Source organism: Nocardioides nanhaiensis (assembly GCF_039542785.1).
GTDB lineage: Bacteria > Actinomycetota > Actinomycetes > Propionibacteriales > Nocardioidaceae > Nocardioides > Nocardioides nanhaiensis.
In genome coordinates this window covers 1-16,941 of the sequence record NZ_BAABIM010000005.1, presented here as the reverse complement: position 1 = coordinate 16,941, position 16,941 = coordinate 1, and the positions used below count along the sequence as shown (strand labels likewise).

The following is a 16,941-nucleotide window of genomic DNA, read 5'->3' as shown; positions in this document are numbered from 1 at the left end:
GGTATTTGCCTCGGCGAGGGACTAGCCTGGGTCTGTCCGCCCGTGGTGCCGCTCCGCTCCCCGCCCACGCGCCGGTCAGCATGTTGCTCATCACCACCCGCGCACTCATCGGAAGAGGCGAAGCACGTCGTGCCGCAGTCGTCAGGCAGCCAGTCCACCAGCACCTCCACCTCGGGCTCCCTGGAGCCCTCCGGCGCCGACTTCGGCGCCAACGAGTGGCTCGTCGAGGAGATGCGCGAGCGCTTCGACGCCGACCCGCAGAGCGTGGGCGAGGAGTGGGCGCGGTTCTTCCGTGACCACCAGGGCGGTGAGAACGGCCAGCACGGCCAGCAGGAGCAGGCCGGCAGCAACGGGTCCGGCAACGGCCGGCCCCAGAAGGCCCCCGAGCGGGCTCCTGTGAAGCCGTCCGAGAAGACTGCCGAGAAGGCGGCCGAGAAGGCTCCCGCGAAGGCGGCCGAGAAGCCCGCCGCGAAGCCAGCGGAGAAGAAGCCCGCGCCGGCGTCGGCCGAGAAGAAGTCCGAGCCGGCCCCGCAGGCCACCCCGCGCCCGGCGTCCAAGGCCGCCGAGCCCGCCAAGGGGACCAGCTCCCCGATGCCCAAGGAGTCACGTCCTCCGGAGCCGGCGGCGGCCTCCGACGAGCCCACGCTCACGGTGCTGCGCGGCGCCCCGGCGCGCACGGCCAAGAACATGGACGAGTCGCTGACCGTCCCCACCGCGACCTCGGTGCGCTCGGTGCCGGTCAAGCTGCTGTGGGACAACCGCACCGTCATCAACAACCACCTCGCCCGCGCCCGGGGCGGCAAGGTCTCCTTCACCCACCTGATCGGCTACGCGCTGGTGCGCGCCCTGGTCTCCATGCCGGAGATGAACGTCGGCTTCGACGTCGTCGACGGCAAGCCGAACCTGATCACCCCCGCCCACGTCAACCTCGGGCTGGCCATCGACGTCAAGAAGTCCGACGGCACCCGCCAGCTGCTCGTGCCGAGCATCAAGGCCGCCGAGAGCATGGACTTCGCGGCGTTCTGGACCGCCTACGAGGACATCGTGCGCAAGAGCCGCGACGGCAAGCTCGCCGTCACCGACTTCCAGGGCACCTCGATCTCGCTCACCAACCCCGGCGGCATCGGCACCGTGCACTCGGTGCCGCGGCTGATGAAGGGTCAGGGCGCCATCATCGGCGTCGGGGCCATGGAGTACCCGCCGGAGTGGCAGGGCGCCTCGGAGGAGGCCATCGCCCGCAACGCCATCAGCAAGGTCATGACGCTGACCTCCACCTACGACCACCGCGTGATCCAGGGCGCGCAGTCCGGTGAGTTCCTCAAGCGGATGCACCAGCTGCTGCTCGGCGGCGACGACTTCTACGACGACGTCTTCCGCTCGCTGCGCATCCCCTACGAGCCGATCCGCTGGTCGGCCGACATCGCCACCTCCCACGACGACGAGATCAGCAAGCAGGCGCGGATCCTCGAGCTCATCCACGCCTACCGCGTGCGCGGCCACATGATGGCCGACACCGACCCGCTGGAGTACCGCCAGCGCACCCACCCCGACCTCGAGGTGGAGAGCCACGGGCTGACCCTGTGGGACCTCGACCGCGAGTTCGCCACCGGCTCCTTCGGCGGCGAGGGTCGCCGGTTCATGAAGCTGCGCCAGATCCTGGGGATCCTGCGCGACTCCTACTGCCGCACCACCGGCATCGAGTACATGCACATCATGGACCCCGAGCAGCGCCGGTGGATCCAGGAGCGCGTCGAGCAGCCGCACACCAAGCCGCCCCGCGAGGAGCAGCTGCGCATCCTGCTCAAGCTCAACCAGGCCGAGGCCTTCGAGACCTTCCTGCAGACCAAGTTCGTGGGTCAGAAGCGCTTCAGCCTCGAGGGTGGCGAGACCACCGTCCCGGTGATCGACGAGATCTGCGAGGCCGCGGCGGAGGCCGACCTCGACGAGGTCACCATCGGCATGGCCCACCGCGGCCGCCTCAACGTGCTCGCCAACATCGTGGGCAAGAAGTACAGCCAGATCTTCCGCGAGTTCGAGGGCAACATCGACCCCCGCACCGTGCAGGGCTCCGGCGACGTGAAGTACCACCTGGGCGCCGAGGGCGAGTTCTCCGCCGGCACCGGCGACACCATCAAGGTCTCCGTGGCCGCCAACCCCTCGCACCTCGAGGCCGTCGACCCCGTGCTCGAGGGCATCGCCCGCGCCAAGCAGGACGTGCTGGACCGTGGCGGCGTCGACTTCCCCGTGCTGCCGCTGCTGGTGCACGGCGACGCCGCCTTCGCCGGCCAGGGCGTCGTGGCCGAGACGCTCAACCTCAGCCAGCTGCGCGGCTACCGCACCGGCGGCACCATCCACCTGGTCGTCAACAACCAGGTCGGGTTCACCACCTCGCCGGGCAGCTCGCGCTCCTCGCTCTACTGCACCGACGTGGCCCGAATGGTGCAGGCACCCATCTTCCACGTCAACGGCGACGACCCCGAGGCGTGCATCCGCGTCGCGCGGCTGGCCTTCGAGTACCGCCAGACGTTCAACAAGGACGTCGTCATCGACCTGGTGTGCTACCGCCGCCGCGGGCACAACGAGGGCGACGACCCCTCCTACACCCAGCCGCTGATGTACGACCTGATCGAGCAGAAGCGCTCGGTGCGCAAGCTCTACACCGAGTCCCTGATCGGTCGTGGCGACATCACGATCGAGGAGGCCGAGCAGGTCCTGCGCGACTACCAGCAGCAGCTGGAGCGGGTCTTCACCGAGGTGCGCGAGGCCAGCTCGCAGCCCTCGGACTGGACCACGGTCCCGGACTACCCGGACAAGCCCGCGATCGACACCGACACCGCGATCAGCCGCGAGGTGCTCAAGCGCATCTCCGACGCCTACGTGACTCCCCCCGAGGGGTTCACCGTGCACCCCAAGGTGATGCCGCAGCTGCAGCGTCGCGCCACCGCGATCACCGACGGTCCCATCGACTGGGGCACCGGCGAGATCCTCGCCTTCGGCTCGCTGCTGATGGACGGCCGCCCGGTGCGCCTGGCCGGCCAGGACTCGCGCCGCGGCACGTTCGTGCAGCGCTTCGCGACGATCATCGACCGGCGCAACGCCGACGAGTGGACGCCTCTGAGCTCGCTGACCGAGGACCAGGCCAAGTTCCACGTCTACGACTCGCTGCTCTCCGAGTACGCGGCGCTGGGCTTCGAGTACGGCTACTCGGTGGCCCGGCCCGAGGCGCTGGTGCTGTGGGAGGCGCAGTTCGGCGACTTCGTCAACGGAGCCCAGACGGTCATCGACGAGTTCATCACCGCCGGTGAGACCAAGTGGCGCCAGCAGTCCGGCGTCGTCCTGCTGCTGCCGCACGGCTACGAGGGCCAGGGCCCCGACCACTCCTCGGCGCGCATCGAGCGCTTCTTGATGATGGGTGCGGACGAGGCGTTCGTGGTGGCCCAGCCCTCCACGCCCGCCTCCTACTTCCACCTGCTGCGCCAGCACTCGCTCAGCGAGCGGCACCGGCCGATGGTGGTCTTCACGCCCAAGTCGATGCTCAAGCGCAAGGAGGCCGCCTCGAAGCCCGAGGACTTCACCTCCGGCACCTTCCGCCCCTTCATCGGCGACGACGCCGCCGACCAGGACAAGGTCGACACCCTGCTGCTCTGCTCGGGCCGGGTCACCTGGGACCTGATGGTCGAGCGGTCCAAGCGCGAGGACGGCGAGCGCTTCGCCATCGGACGCGTCGAGCAGCTCTACCCGCAGCCGCTGGACGCGATCCGCGAGGAGATCGCCCGCTACCCCCACCTGAAGTCGGTGCGCTGGGTGCAGGACGAGCCCCGCAACATGGGCCCCTGGCCCACCTACGCCCTCGACGTGTGGCCGCACGTCGACGCGCAGGTGACGCCGGTGACCCGCGCCGCGAGCTCCTCCCCCTCGGTCGGCACCGCCAAGCGCCACACCGAGGAGCAGAAGGCGCTCATCGCCGAGGCCTTCGGCGACTGACCCGACGACGACCCCACGACTGACCAGGGCAGCGACCGTGTACTTCACCGACCGCGGCATCGAGGAGCTCGAGAAGCGCCGGGGTGACGAGGAGGTCACCCTGGCGTGGGTCGCCGACCAGCTGCAGGCCTTCGTCGACGTCCACCCGGAGTTCGAGACCGCGGTGGAGCGGCTCGCGACGTGGCTGGCCCGGCCGGAGGACGACGACCTCTGACGTCGGGCCCGCGGCCGTTGCTCCCCTGACCCCGACCCCGCCGGGACCCCCGCTGAGGAGTCAGGCGCAGCTGTCGACGGCGCGGGTGACCAGCTGGGCCCAGACCTGCTCACCCTCGCGGGTCGGGTGCACGCCGTCGACCAGCAGCTCCGGGCTGCGGGCCACTTCGTCGCCCCACTCGGCGAGGCACGATCCGGGACGCGCGGCAGCGGCGCCCGCCATCGCGCGCTGCACCCGGCTCACCTCCGCGATCGCGTAGGCGGTGTTGGTGGCCGTCTGCTGCGTCTCGCGGTGCGGCAGGACCCACACGATCCGCGTGGACTCCGGCAGCACCGCGACGGCGTCCAGGTAGTCGTCCAGGACCCAGTGGTGGCCGGGATTGGTGCCGAGGGCGACCACGAGCGTCGACGGGACACCGCCCGTGCGCAGCTGACGGGCCAGACGGCCTGGCAGTGCCTGCACCAACCGGCCGGGGACGGCGTCGACCCGCCAGGCGGGGCGCAGAGCACCGAGCTCGTCGGCGGCCCGCCAGGCGACGGAGTCACCCAGCAGCAGCACGCCCTGCGGCGTCGCGCCGACCGCGGCACGGGCCGCGCCGCCTGCGGGCGTCGCGCGACACTGACCGGCACGGAACTCGAAGCCCGGGCGCAGCGCGCACAGGTTGCGCGACCGCAGGGCGATGTAGGCGCCGACGGGCGTGCCGGAGCGCAGTGCCAGCCGCTCCAGGCGGTTGGCCACCTGCGGCGCCACGCACTCGTCCCAGTCGCCCTCGCGCTCGCTGTGCACCACGTAGGTGGTGCGCGGGGCCACGCAGGGCGCGGCCCGCCGCACGAGGGGGCGGCTGCGGTCGGCCACCGCGGCGCACAGGTTGACCTCCGGCAGGAAGCGTCGGTGCAGCGCGCGACAGGTCGCCTCGGGCACGGGATTGCCGTACTGGGCTCCGCCCGGTCCCCCGCGCAGGCACACCTCCGCGTTCGCGGCGGGGCGGACGGTGTCGACCGCGCGCAGGCAGCGGTCGCGCCGGCAGCCACCGTCGCCCCAGACCCGGCCCAGGAGGCGGCAGGTGGCCTGGTCGACGTCGCCGTCCACCCGGCTCATGGCCGCCTGCGGAGTGGCCCGCGGCGCCACGGCCTCACGCCCGTGCTGGGCGGCGCCGAGCAGGCCCACCAGCACGACCAGCACCACGGCTGCGGGGAGCACGACCAGGGCAGGGCCCCGAGCACCCCCGAGTCCCCACCCCCAGAACCGGCCCCGAGAGGCCCGGTGACGATGCACCCCCCGATCCTACGGGAGGCGCTAGATTGCGAGACGTGCCTCCGGTCACGTCCGACGACCCCGCTGCCACGTCCGCGCCGCCCACGGTCAGCTATGCCGCCTGGGGCGAGGAGTTCTTCCGCGCCGCCGTCTCGGCCGACCGGGTGGTCGGCGGCATCAACGTGCTGGCGGGGCAGCCGGTCGAGGTGGGCCCGATGGGGGTGGGCCCGGGGCGGGTGGTCAAGGTGACCGCCCGTGGCAGCATCGGCGAGGCGACCGGCGAGCGGGTCGCGCACGAGCCCGCCACCTTCCGCGTGCGGCTGCCGGTGTCGCTGCGCTTCACCCTCGACCTCGGCGTCGACCGGCACCGCTTCGACGCGGAGCTCACCGTGCCGCTGCTCGTCGTCGCGCACGCCCGCGCCGACCTCGCCATCGATCTCGACGTGCAGCCGCCGCACGCCCACCAGGTGGGCTGCCGCCTGGAGGCGCGCGGTCTGCGCGCCTCGGTCACCAAGCACGCCGCCAACGTCGAGGGCGAGCTGCGGCGGTTCGTGGCCCGCTACGTGGCGCGCGAGGTGACCAAGCCCTACGTGATGGCGGCGCGCACCATCGACGTCTCGCGGGCGATCGACCAGGCGATGGCGGCACTGGTACCGCGGCGTCCGGCGGCGCAGTCGCTGGCGGACCTGCCGGCAGCGCTGGCGGAGGAGATCCAGGAGGTCGGTGACGACCTCGGCGGCGACCTGGTGACTGGTGGGACGCCTCCCGCCCCGGCGCCACCAGCACTACCCTGACCGGCATGACCGAGCACGCGCAGGCCCCCGGGACGACGCCCGGGCCGGAGAGCACCACCTACCCGCCGGCGCCGTGGCCGATGGTCGGCTCGCTGTGGCTGACCCTGTTCAAGGTCGCCCACGCCGTCGACGACCTGCGTCCGGCCGGCATCTACGGTGCCGCCTTCGTCTCCTACGAGGAGGGCAGCCCGCTGACCTACCGCGAGCTGCTGGTGGCGCGTCCGGTCGCCGATCCCGCCGGCGGTCGGGGCCGGCGCGTGAGCATCACCGACATCTGGGTCGACTCCCCCGCCTCGGTGGCGGGAGGACGCGAGCTCTGGGCGATCCCCAAGGGCCTGGCCGACTTCGACCTCGAGTCCACCTGGTCCGGCCCGCTGGGCCGCGCGGCGTGGTCGGCGAGCATCGAGCGCCGCCCGGTCGCCGAGGCGCGGTTCTCCGACGTCTCCCGCCTGGCGCCGCGGCTGCCCTTCACCGGTCACACCTGGCAGCCGGGCATCGACGACACCGACGGGCAGGAGCGGCGCGCGACGATGAAGGGGTCGGCCCGCACCCTGCCCTGCCGTGCCTCGTGGGACTTCGCCCCCGACGGACCGCTGGGCTTCCTCCGCGGGGCGCGACAGCTCGCCTCGGCCCGCATGCACGCCTTCCGGATGTCGTTCGGGTGAGGGGGAGGCGCTCGCGCCTCCCCGTCACACCCGAACGAGATCGAGCAAGCCCTCGCGCGTGAGCCCGGGAACGCGCGAGCGGCGCGTCGAGATCCCCGCAGCCCGGTCAGCAGTCCAGGCGCGGGAGGCACGGCCGAGGGACGAGGCCGAGCCGACGAAGCCGGCACCACCGAGCCGGCACCCGACGAGGTTCAGTCCTCGCCGTGCTCCCGACCCGCCTTGCGGGCGGCCTCACGGATCTCGAACACCTCGGTGGCGAGACCGCCGACGGCACCGGCGACGTCGGCGACGGCTCGGGTGACGATCCCGACGACGTCGCCGACGGTGCCGGCGGCGGCCTGGACGCTCGCCTGGACGGCGTCCTTGGTGATCTCCGAACGGGAAAGGTGATCGGGCATGGGGTCATCCTCCCCCGTCGAGGTCAGGCTGCCAACGCGTCCTCGGTCACGCCGGCCCGGTCGACGGGGGCGTCGGCCTTGCGGTCGGGCAGCGCGAGGCGGCAGATCTTCTTCGCGACGCTGAACAGCTGCTTGGAGAGGCGGCCGGTGTTGTACTGCAGGCCGTAGCGCTCGCAGATCTCCTGGACCTCCGCCGACAGCTCCGGGTAGCGCCGGGCCGGGATGTCGGGGAACAGGTGGTGCTCGATCTGGTGGCTGAGGTTGCCGCTCAGGATGTGGAAGAGCGGGCCGCCGGTGATGTTGGCCGACCCGAGCAGCTGGCGGTAGTACCAGTGTCCGCGGGTCTCGTTCTCGCACTCCTCGGCGGTGAAGGTCTCGGCGCCGGCCGGGAAGTGGCCGCAGAAGATGATGTTGAACGCCCACACGTTGCGCACCAGGTTGGCGACGGCGTTGCCCGCGAGGGTCATGGGGAACAGCGGGCCGGTGAGCGCCGGGAAGAGCAGGTAGTCCTTCAGCGCCTGGCGCTTGACCTTGCGCATGATGCCGGCGTGGAGGGCCTTGTTCTCCTCGATCTTGCGCTTGCCGGCCACGATGTTCTCGACCTCGAGGTCGTGCATGGCCACGCCCCACTCGAAGAACATCATCAGCAGGAACGCGTAGACGGGGTTGCCCAGGTAGTAGGGGTGCCACTTCTGGTCCTCGTCCATCCGCAGGATCCCGTAGCCGATGTCGCGGTCCTTGCCCAGGACGTTGGTGAAGGTGTGGTGGATGTAGTTGTGGCTGTACTTCCACTGCTCGCTGGGGCAGACGTTGTCCCACTCGTACATGCGCGAGTTGAGACCGGGGTCGCCCATCCAGTCGTACTGGCCGTGCATGACGTTGTGGCCGATCTCCATGTTGTCGAGGATCTTGGAGACGCTCAGCGCGGCCACGGCGAGCGGCCAGGCCGGAGGCAGGTAGAAGAGCGCGCGGCCGGCGACCTCGAAGCCGCGCTGGGCCTTGACGATCTTGCGGATGTAGGTGGCGTCGGCCTCGCCGAGGTCGGCCATCACGCGCTGGCGGATGGCGTCCATCTCGTCGCCGAACTGCTCCATCTGCTCGGGGGTGAGGCGGGGACGGGTCGGGGTGGGCATCGGTGGTGCTCCCTTCGTCGACAAGCGTGGTGGGCGGTGTCGGGTGGATTCGGGTGGTCGGAGGTGTGCGGACTGTGCGCCGGCGGGTCAGAGCTCGACGGAGCAGTCGCCCACGGGCGAGCTGACGCACACGCGGATCTCCTCGTCCGGCAAGGAGCTCTCCTCGCCGGTGAGGACGTTGCGCACGGTGCCGTCGGTCTTGGTGGCCACGCAGGAGAAGCAGATGCCCATGCGGCAGCCGGACTCGGGCTTGAGCCCGAGCGCCTCGGCCTGCTCCAGCAGGCTCGCGCCCGTGTTGGGCGCCTCCTTGCCGGAACGGGTGAAGGAGACGGCGCCCTCGGCGTCGTCGGCCGAGGCCCGTCGCGGCGGCTTGAAGTACTCGATCTGCAACGACTCGGAGCCGTCGTAGGCGGCCTGCACTCCCTCGATCAGCGGTGCCGGGCCGCACGCCCAGGTGGGCACCTCCCGGTAGCCGGGCACGAGCCGCTCGAGAAAGGCCGGCGAGAGGTTCGGGTCGCCGAGCTCGGGGTGCATCAGGTGCAGGTCGACGCCGTGGCCGGTACGCGCCGTCTCGGCGAGCTCCTCGGCGAAGATCTGGTGCTCGGGGCTCTGGGCGTAGTGCAGGAACGTCACCCGGCCGCGGTGGGTGCGACGCTGCAGCGAGCGCAGCATCGACATCACCGGGGTGATGCCGGAGCCACCGGAGATGAACAGCACGTGCTCGGGCATCCGGTCGGGCAGCACGAACTCGCCCTGGGCCTGCGAGAGGTGAACGGTGGTGCCGGGCGTGGCCCTCTCGACCAGCCAGCGGGAGACGACGCCGTCGGGGTTGGCGCGCATCGTCACCTGGAAGCGGTCGCCGGGGCGCGAGTCGGGGCTGGAGATGGTGAACACGCGGGTGGTGCGCCGCGCGCCCTCGACCTCGACGCCGAGCTGCACGTGCTGGCCGGCGCGGTGGCCGCGCCAGGTGGAGGTGGGCTGCAGGGTGAGGGTGGCCACGGGCGGGTGCCCGGGCACGTCCACCTCACGGTGGATGTCGACGATCCGGGCGCGGACCTCGGTGGCGGCCCACATCGGGTTGATCTGCTCGAGGTAGCGGTCGACGCCGTGCGGGGAGGTCAGCGCGGCGAGGGCCCGCGAGCGCAGGACGCTCTGGCCGAGGCCGGCGAGCGGTGCCGTGAGGCTCATGCGTGACTCCTGTCGGTCGCAATGGTGTACGTCTGTACACCGAAACTGTGCCCGGGACGCTGTGTCCCGGTCAAGAGCGACGTGGCGTAATGGTGGACACACGTCCACCGATCGAGGCGAGATAGCGGTCACTAGGATGGCTCTCATGACGGCGGCGACGGGCGAGACGCGGGGCGAGCGCAAGGAGCGCACCCGCCGGGCCATCCTCGACGCCGCCCTCGACCTGTGCGAGGACTCCAGCCTCGTCGCCCTCTCGCTGCGCCAGGTGGCCAAGCAGGTGGGCGTGGTGCCCACCGCCTTCTACCGGCACTTCGACTCCATCGAGGCGCTGGGTCTGGCCCTGGTCGACGAGTCGTTCGTCTCGCTGCGCGCCATGCTGCGCGACGTCCGGCGCGGGGACCCCACGTTCGCCGCCATCGTGGACCGCTCGGTCGACGTCCTGGTCGAGCACGTGCGCGGCCAGCACCAGCACTTCGCCTTCATCGTGCGCGAGCGGGCCGCGGGGCCGCTCTCGGTCCGCGAGGAGATCCGCCGTCAGATCGAGCTCTTCGAGCGCGAGCTGGCCACCGACCTCGACCAGCTGCCGGGCACCGACCCGTGGTCGGCCGAGGACCTGCGCAGCCTCTCCAAGCTGATCGTCGGGGCGATGGTCTCCACCGCGGAGGCGCTGCTCAACGCACCCGCCTCGCACGAGAAGGCCATCGCCGAGACCGCGCGCACCCAGCTGCGGATGGTGCTGGTGGGCGCCCTCAACTGGCGTTCACGGTCGAGCTGACGAGCCGAGCGGCCTACCCGCCGAACGGCTTGACGGGTCGAAGCGTGACCTCGGGGATCGTGGCACCGGGAGGCAGGTCGAGCACGTGCAGCACGGTCTCGGCGACCACGCCGGGGTCGATCCACTGCGCGGGGTCGTAGGTGCGCCCCTCCTGCTCGTGCACCTTCTCCTGCATCGGCGTGGCGGTGCGGCTGGGGAAGACCGTCGTGACCCGCACGCCGTGCTCGACCTCCTCGCCGCGCAGGGAGTCGGCGAAGCCGCGCAGGCCGAACTTGGAGGCGGCGTACGCCGACCAGGCGGGCTTGGCGTCCAGGCCGGCGGAGGAGTTGACGAACACGTAGGTGCCGCGGGCGGCGCGCACCTGCGGCAGCGTGAGGCGGGTGAGCACCGCCGGCGCCACCAGGTTCACGTCGACGTGCTCGCGCAGCTGGGCCGTGGTCTGCTCCGCCACGGGCGCCAGGTCGACGACGCCCGCCACGTGCAGCACCGAGTCGAGCGGGTCCAGGTCGGGCAGCTCGAGGGAGTCCGGGTGGGCCAGGTCCGCCACCACCGTGAAGGCACCGGGGAAGGTGTCGGCCAGCTCGGTGGCGCGGGCCTGGCTGCGCGCGAGCAGGACCAGGTGGTCGCCGCGCGCGTGCAGGCTCCGGGCCAGCTCGGCCCCGATGCCGGAGCCGGCACCGGTGAGCAGGTGGGTGCGCGGGCGCTGCTCCCCGGCCCCGGTGCCGGCGGCGCGGGTCACCGGGTGAAGACGATCTTGCCGAACAGGTCGCCTCCGGCCATCGCCTCGAAGCCCTCGGCCGCCTGCGCCATCGGCACGGTGCGGTCGACCAGCGGGCGCGTGCCCGTGGCGTCGAGCATGGTCACCAGCGAGGCCAGCTCGTCGCGCGTGCCCATCGTGGAGCCGATGACGCTCAGCTGCAGGAAGAAGATCCGGGTCAGCTCGGCGTCGTCGAGCTTCGGGCCGGAGGTGGTGCCCGAGATGACCAGCTTGCCGCCGGGGCGCAGCGAGCGGATGGAGTGCGACCAGGTGGCGCGACCGACGGTCTCCATGACGGCGTCGACCTTGACCGGGAGGCGCGCACCGGACTCGAAGGCCTCGTGGGCGCCGATCTCGAGCGCCCGCGCCCGCTTGGCCTCGTCGCGCGAGGTGGCGAGCACCTGCAGGCCGGCCGCACGGGCCAGGGTGATCAGGGCCGTGGCGACGCCGCCACCGGCACCCTGCACCAGCACGGTGTCACCGGCCTTGAGGTCGCCGCGGGTGAACAGCATCCGGTAGGCGGTCAGCCAGGCGGTGGGCAGGCAGGCGGCCTCCGCGAAGGAGAGGGAGGAGGGCTTGGGCACCAGGTTGGCGCGCGGCACCGCGACCCGCTCGGCCATCGTGCCCTGGTAGCGCTCGCTCAGCAGCGAGCGGCGCGGGTCGAAGGTCTCGTCGCCGCGCCAGGCGGGGTCGCTGATGACGCCGTGCACCACGACCTCGTTGCCGTCCTCGTCGAGGCCGGCGGCGTCGGTGCCGAGGATCATCGGCAGCTGCTCCTCCTTCAGCCCCACGCCCCGCAGCGAGAACAGGTCGTGGTGGTTGAGCGAGGCCGCCTTGACGGTGACGGTGGTCCACCCCTCGGGCACCTCGGGCTCGGGGCGGTCACCGACCACCAGCCCGGAGAGGGGCTCGTCGGCGGAGAAGGACGTGACGTAGACAGCTTCCATGGGGCGAACCTACCGACCGCACCGACGGCTGCGTCAGCGGCGGGCCACACCCTCCGCACGCGCCGCCTCGGCGACGGCGGTCGCCACCGCGGGACCCACGCGTGCGTCGAACGGCGAGGGGATCACGTACGCCTCCGAGAGGTCGTCGCCGACGAGGTCGGCCAGGGCCCGGGCCGCGGCCAGCTTCATGCCCTCGGTGATGGCGGTGGCGCCGACGTCGAAGGCACCACGGAAGATGCCGGGGAAGGCCAGCACGTTGTTGATCTGGTTGGGGAAGTCCGAGCGGCCGGTGGCCACGACCCGGGCGTAGCGGTGCGCCAGGTCGGGGTGCACCTCGGGCGTGGGGTTGGCCATCGCGAAGATGATCGCCTCCGGCGCCATCCGGGCGACGTCCTCCTCGGGCACGGTGCCGCCGGAGACGCCGAGGTAGACGTCGGCGCCGTCCAGCGCCTCGGCCAGCGACCCGGAGCGTCCGGTGCGGTCGGCGGTCAGCTCGGCCAGCGCGCGCTTCACCGGCGTCAGGTCCGATCGACCCGAGTGCACCACGCCCTTGCGGTCGGTGACCGCGATGTCCTCGATGCCGGCCTCGAGCAGGATCTTGGCGATCGCGACACCCGCCGCGCCCGCGCCACTGATCACCACGCGGGTCTCGGCGTAGGAGCGGCCGGTGAGGCGCAGGGCGTTCTCGAGCGCCGCCAGGGCGACGACGGCGGTGCCGTGCTGGTCGTCGTGGAAGACCGGGATGTCGAGACGCTCCTTGAGCCGCTCCTCGATCTCGAAGCAGCGCGGCGCGGAGATGTCCTCGAGGTTGATGCCGCCGAAGCTGGGCGCCAGGCGCGCCACGGTCTCGATGATCTCCTCGGTGTCGGTGGTGTCGAGGCAGATCGGGACGCCGTCGACGCCGCCGAACTGCTTGAACAGCACGCACTTGCCCTCCATCACCGGCATGGCGGCCGCGGGACCGATGTCCCCGAGACCGAGCACCGCGGTGCCGTCGGTGACGACCGCGACGGTGTTGGGCACCCAGGTGTAGTGCCGACTGAGCGAGGGGTCCGCGGCGATCGCCTCGCACACCTGCGCGACGCCGGGGGTGTAGGCCAGCGAGAGGTCGTCGGCGCCGGTCAGCGGCACCGTGGCGAGGGTCTGCATCTTGCCGCCGACGTGCAGGTCGAAGACCGGCTCGCCGGCGCGGGGGTGCGCGGCCTCCTCGGCGTCGACGACGGGGGCCAGCTCGGGCTCGGGGGCGGTCTCGGGCACGGTCAGGCATCCTTCCACAGCGGGCGCAGCAGGCGGGGCCGGGGCCACAGCCGTGCCAGCGCCACGGCGTGCACCTCCCGCTCGGGCACCGGGCCGCGGTGGCGGGAGTCCACGCCGCGGGCGGCGTCGTCGCTGAGCAGCCACCAGCCCGGTTCCCCCGAGGCCGTGGGGCGCGGCTCGACGGCACGCTTGAGCGCCAACGTCCCGTCGGCGAAGCGCGCCACCACCACCTGTCCGGGCCGGGGCCGCTGCCCGTGCAGCACCAGCAACCGGTCGCCGGGCCGCAGCACCGGACCCATCGACTCCCCGCTCACCCGGGCGAGGCCGAGCCGGCGGGTCACGCGCCGCCGTCCGAGGGCGTCCGGAGTCGGATGGGACCTGGCCCCAGGGGGTACCGCATGCGGAGTAGTGTCACCGACGGACACCTGCCCCGCGCAGGCTCCCGTCCCATCTGCGTCCCACCCGTGCAACCGAGGAGAACCGCATGTTCGCGCGCCTGTTCGCTCCCACCGTCGAGGTCTCGGCCCACTGCGACCTGCCCTGCGGCGTCTACGACCCCGCCCAGGCCCGCATCGAGGCCGAGTCGATCAAGGGCATCATCGCCAAGGTCGCCGACAACGACGACCCGGACTTCCGCACCCGCGCCATCGTCATCAAGGAGCAGCGCTCCGAGCTGGTCAAGCACCACCTGTGGGTGCTGTGGACCGACTACTTCAAGCCCCCGCACTTCGAGAAGTACCCGCAGCTGCACCAGCTGGTCAACGAGGCCACCAAGCTGGCCGGCGCCAGCGGCACCAAGGGTGAGCTCGACGCCGCCAAGGCCGACGAGCTGCTCGCGAAGATCGACGAGATCGCCGAGATCTTCTGGGAGACCAAGAAGGGCTGACCGCCCACCTGAGACACCCGGACGCCGTCCACCCGCTGCCACTCGATGGCCAGCAGGTGGGCGGCGTCCGTCGTCGGTGCCGGTCGCACCGGTCCTGCCGGTCGCGCGTGGCATAGGGTCGGCCCCGCGGGGCCGCCCGAGGCGCGGGTGGCCGGTCCGCACGACGCGGAGGTCGTGAGCAGATGACAGCACTCCCCGAGGACGCCGCGGGCTCCGAGCAGCTCCCCGGTCCTGGTTCCCCCGCCGGCGATCGCGCGCAGGTCGAGGTGCGGCTGCCCGCGGAGGGCGCCTATGCCGCCGTGCTGCGCACCACCACCGCGGCGCTGGCCGCGCGCCTGGACTTCACCATCGACGACATCGAGGACCTGCGGATGGCCGTGGCCGAGGCCAACGCCATGGTGCTCGAGCAGGCTGACCCCGGCTCGGACCTGGTGTGCACCTGCCACCTCGCCCCGGGCCGGATGGTGCTGAGCGTGAGCGTCGCCTCCGCCGGGGCGGTGCCCGACCTGCAGAGCTTCGCCTGGCAGGTGCTCACCACGCTGGCGGCCGACGCCGACATCGACACCTCCGGCGGCCGCTACACCGTGACCATGACGATGACCTCCTCGCTCTCCCCTGCGCACGACCCTGCGACGGGCGCCGGAGCCTGACGTGGTGGACCCCGGCCAGGACGAGGACACGGGTGAGCAGGGCCTCACCGGCATCGAGCTGACCCGCCACCGCAGCGGTCGGTTCTTCGGCGTCCTGCACGACGCCGACGCCGGCACCGCGACCCGCGAGCAGGCCCGCGATTCGCTGGTGACCCTGCACCTGCCGCTGGTCGAGCACTGCGCACGCCGCTTCCGCAACCGCGGCGAGCCCTACGAGGACCTCGTGCAGGTGGGCACCATCGGGCTGATCAAGGCGGTGGACCGCTTCGACTCCGAGCGTGGCGTGGAGTTCTCGACCTACGCCACGCCCACGATCATCGGCGAGATCAAGCGCCACTTCCGTGACAAGGGCTGGGCGATCCGCGTGCCGCGGCGGCTGCAGGAGCTGCGCATGCAGATCGGCAGCGCCACCGCGGAGCTCACCCAGTCGCTGGGCCGCTCCCCCACTCCGCGCGAGCTGGCCGAGCGCATCGGCTGCACGGTGGAGGAGATCGTCGAGGGGATGGAGTCCAGCAACGCCTACTCGACACTCTCCCTGGACGCCTCCTCGGACGACTCCGACGACGGTCCCGGGAGCATGCTCGACGTCATCGGCGTCGACGACGAGGGCCTGGCCAACGTCGAGATCCGCGAGTCGATCAAGCCCCTGCTGGACCAGCTCGACCCGCGGGAGAAGCGGATCCTGCTGCTGCGCTTCTTCAAGAACATGACGCAGTCGCAGATCGCCGAGGAGATCGGGGTCTCGCAGATGCACGTCTCCCGCCTGCTCAACCGCACCCTGACCCAGCTGCGCACCTCGCTCGAGGCCGAGGACTGAGGCGAGAGGACGCGGGTCAGCCCGCCTCGGACTCGAGTGCCTCGATGCTCGCGGGATGCACGATGCCGGCGATGGCGACCACCGCGGTCACGGCCACGACGGCCGCAGGAAGGGGGGCGTCGCGCAGGTACCAGGCGACGCCCAGGGCGATGAGCTGGCTCATCAGTGCAGGTCCCCGGGCCCAGGGTGCGCGGCGCACCAGTGCCAGGCCGGCCACCAGCAGCAGCGCGCCGTAGACGATGAAGAACACCGCCACCGAGATGCCGAGCGAGACCCGGTCGCCGGTGAGGTCGGCCAGCTCCACCACCGCGATCCCGAGCAGGGCCAGCCCCTCGAGGGCGACCAGCGAGGCGGTCACGACGAGCGGGGCGGGGGTCTCCTGGTGGCCGGACACGACGGCGAGCCTACCGGCGCCGTCGTGCTCCCAGGGCCGGCCGGAGGGGTCGTCGAGGGGTGCATGGGTCGCCGTCGGGAGGGGAACACGGTGGCCGGTGGTCTGGTTGTGACCCAGGAAACCATCGTTGACCCTTGATACCCGCGCGATATGTTGCGAGTCTGGTGGACGCGCTCGTGAAAACGTTCACACTCCGACGTACACGCGCGCCCGCAGGCCTGAGCACCCCTGCCTGCACGTTCTTGAGATGAGAGAGAGCCACTCACCCATGGATTGGCGCCACCGTTCCGCATGCCTCGACGAGGATCCGGAGCTGTTCTTCCCCATCGGCAACACCGGACCGGCCATCCTCCAGATCGAGGAGGCCAAGCAGGTGTGCCGACGATGCGACGTGCGCGAGCAGTGTCTCGCGTGGGCTCTCGAGGCGGGACAGGACCACGGTGTCTGGGGAGGCCTCAGCGAGGACGAGCGCCGCGCGCTCAAGCGCCGCAACGCCCGCGCCCGCATCCGGACTGCATGAGGGACTGCGAGCGCAGCGAGTAGTTCCTCACGCGTCGGTGGTTGAGCGAGCGACACGAGCGAGCCCGCGAGCTCGTGGGGAGCGAGTCGAAACAGTGAGGATGTAGGTACCTGGTCCAGGGGTCTGACTTAAGTCGAAACTGACGCCCCTGGTGGTTGTCCTCAAGCGGGACCTGTCGGCCCCTGGACCGGGTGCTCGATCTGATGACCAGGCCGGGCGGGTGTGACCTCATAGGACCTTGGTCTGCACAGTCTCATCACTGTTTTGTCCGCCCGACCTGGAAGGTCATCTCTTCCCTTTCCACGAAG

The 16,941-nt window shown here is 71.7% G+C and carries 18 protein-coding genes; 9 read left to right on the top strand and 9 right to left on the bottom strand.

Translation table 11 applies throughout. The annotated features are described in order from the left end of the window. The first annotated feature begins 129 nt into the window (after positions 1 to 129). Together ABD948_RS19765 and ABD948_RS19760 are read left to right on the top strand one after the other, a co-directional pair. Positions 130 to 3,984: a multifunctional oxoglutarate decarboxylase/oxoglutarate dehydrogenase thiamine pyrophosphate-binding subunit/dihydrolipoyllysine-residue succinyltransferase subunit gene (locus ABD948_RS19765; RefSeq protein WP_425576647.1), complete on the top strand. Its 3,855-nt coding sequence runs from the start codon at positions 130 to 132 to the stop codon at positions 3,982 to 3,984. Positions 3,985 to 4,021: 37 nt separating this feature from the next. Next, positions 4,022 to 4,198: a DUF6104 family protein gene (locus tag ABD948_RS19760; RefSeq protein ID WP_345271269.1), complete on the top strand. Its 177-nt coding sequence runs from the start codon at positions 4,022 to 4,024 to the stop codon at positions 4,196 to 4,198. A 60-nt stretch (positions 4,199 to 4,258) separates the two neighbouring features. On the opposite strand, the gene ABD948_RS19755 is transcribed toward ABD948_RS19760, so the two are convergent. Beyond that, positions 4,259 to 5,398 carry an SGNH/GDSL hydrolase family protein gene (locus tag ABD948_RS19755; RefSeq protein WP_345271265.1) on the bottom strand — a complete coding sequence of 380 codons (1,140 nt, stop codon included), beginning with the start codon at positions 5,396 to 5,398 and terminating at the stop codon, positions 4,259 to 4,261. 110 nt (positions 5,399 to 5,508) lie between these two features. On the opposite strand from ABD948_RS19755, the gene ABD948_RS19750 reads away from it, so the two are divergent. Then, on the top strand, positions 5,509 to 6,246 hold the full coding sequence (locus ABD948_RS19750; protein ID WP_345271262.1) for a hypothetical protein: 738 nt from the start codon (positions 5,509 to 5,511) through the stop codon (positions 6,244 to 6,246). A 5-nt stretch (positions 6,247 to 6,251) separates the two neighbouring features. Then, positions 6,252 to 6,911: an acetoacetate decarboxylase family protein gene (locus ABD948_RS19745; RefSeq protein ID WP_345271257.1), complete on the top strand. Its 660-nt coding sequence runs from the start codon at positions 6,252 to 6,254 to the stop codon at positions 6,909 to 6,911. A gap of 191 nt (positions 6,912 to 7,102) precedes the next feature. Here the strand turns inward: ABD948_RS19745 and ABD948_RS19740 are convergent, their stop codons facing one another. The 3 genes from ABD948_RS19740 to ABD948_RS19730 form a co-directional block, all read right to left on the bottom strand. Further along, positions 7,103 to 7,309, bottom strand: coding sequence for a hypothetical protein (locus ABD948_RS19740; protein WP_345271251.1), 207 nt, complete (start codon positions 7,307 to 7,309; stop codon positions 7,103 to 7,105). A 23-nt stretch (positions 7,310 to 7,332) separates the two neighbouring features. Continuing rightward, a complete protein-coding gene (locus tag ABD948_RS19735; RefSeq protein WP_345271247.1) occupies positions 7,333 to 8,442 on the bottom strand; it encodes a fatty acid desaturase family protein in 1,110 nt (369 codons plus the stop codon). Positions 8,443 to 8,529: 87 nt separating this feature from the next. Then, positions 8,530 to 9,630, bottom strand: a complete 1,101-nt coding sequence (locus tag ABD948_RS19730; protein WP_345271242.1) for a ferredoxin reductase — start codon at positions 9,628 to 9,630, stop codon at positions 8,530 to 8,532. Between the two features lie 145 nt (positions 9,631 to 9,775). Here ABD948_RS19730 and ABD948_RS19725 point away from each other — a divergent pair, with 145 nt between their 5' ends. Continuing rightward, positions 9,776 to 10,405, top strand: coding sequence for a TetR family transcriptional regulator (locus tag ABD948_RS19725; RefSeq protein ID WP_345271238.1), 630 nt, complete (start codon positions 9,776 to 9,778; stop codon positions 10,403 to 10,405). Positions 10,406 to 10,418: 13 nt separating this feature from the next. On the opposite strand, the gene ABD948_RS19720 is transcribed toward ABD948_RS19725, so the two are convergent. From ABD948_RS19720 to ABD948_RS19705, 4 genes are all read right to left on the bottom strand, one after another. Further along, positions 10,419 to 11,144 carry an SDR family oxidoreductase gene (locus tag ABD948_RS19720; protein WP_345271234.1) on the bottom strand — a complete coding sequence of 242 codons (726 nt, stop codon included), beginning with the start codon at positions 11,142 to 11,144 and terminating at the stop codon, positions 10,419 to 10,421. Beyond that, the gene (locus tag ABD948_RS19715) at positions 11,141 to 12,109 is read right to left on the bottom strand and encodes a zinc-binding dehydrogenase (protein WP_345271229.1); all 969 of its coding nucleotides are present in this window, start codon (positions 12,107 to 12,109) and stop codon (positions 11,141 to 11,143) included. The genes ABD948_RS19720 and ABD948_RS19715 overlap by 4 nt, the downstream gene beginning before the upstream one ends. A 33-nt stretch (positions 12,110 to 12,142) precedes the next feature. Beyond that, positions 12,143 to 13,258, bottom strand: coding sequence for an NAD(P)-dependent malic enzyme (locus ABD948_RS19710; protein ID WP_345272561.1), 1,116 nt, complete (start codon positions 13,256 to 13,258; stop codon positions 12,143 to 12,145). 110 nt (positions 13,259 to 13,368) lie between these two features. Further along, entirely contained in the window at positions 13,369 to 13,707 is a 339-nt protein-coding gene (locus ABD948_RS19705) for a S24/S26 family peptidase (protein WP_345271224.1), read from the bottom strand. Positions 13,708 to 13,850: 143 nt separating this feature from the next. Between ABD948_RS19705 and sodN the strand changes: the two genes are divergently transcribed. The 3 genes from sodN to ABD948_RS19690 all read left to right on the top strand — a co-directional run bounded on the left by sodN (position 13,851) and on the right by ABD948_RS19690 (position 15,719). Then, positions 13,851 to 14,252, top strand: coding sequence for a superoxide dismutase, Ni (gene sodN, locus ABD948_RS19700; RefSeq protein ID WP_345271217.1), 402 nt, complete (start codon positions 13,851 to 13,853; stop codon positions 14,250 to 14,252). A gap of 182 nt (positions 14,253 to 14,434) precedes the next feature. After that, positions 14,435 to 14,902, top strand: coding sequence for an ATP-binding protein (locus ABD948_RS19695; RefSeq protein WP_345271211.1), 468 nt, complete (start codon positions 14,435 to 14,437; stop codon positions 14,900 to 14,902). A 4-nt stretch (positions 14,903 to 14,906) separates the two neighbouring features. After that, complete coding sequence (locus ABD948_RS19690; RefSeq protein WP_345271206.1) at positions 14,907 to 15,719, top strand: RNA polymerase sigma factor SigF; 813 nt, start codon at positions 14,907 to 14,909, stop codon at positions 15,717 to 15,719. A 16-nt stretch (positions 15,720 to 15,735) separates the two neighbouring features. On the opposite strand, the gene ABD948_RS19685 is transcribed toward ABD948_RS19690, so the two are convergent. After that, positions 15,736 to 16,113 carry a hypothetical protein gene (locus ABD948_RS19685; RefSeq protein ID WP_345271201.1) on the bottom strand — a complete coding sequence of 126 codons (378 nt, stop codon included), beginning with the start codon at positions 16,111 to 16,113 and terminating at the stop codon, positions 15,736 to 15,738. Positions 16,114 to 16,381: 268 nt separating this feature from the next. On the opposite strand from ABD948_RS19685, the gene ABD948_RS19680 reads away from it, so the two are divergent. Further along, positions 16,382 to 16,633, top strand: coding sequence for a WhiB family transcriptional regulator (locus ABD948_RS19680; RefSeq protein ID WP_345272557.1), 252 nt, complete (start codon positions 16,382 to 16,384; stop codon positions 16,631 to 16,633). The last annotated feature ends 308 nt before the right edge of the window (positions 16,634 to 16,941 follow it).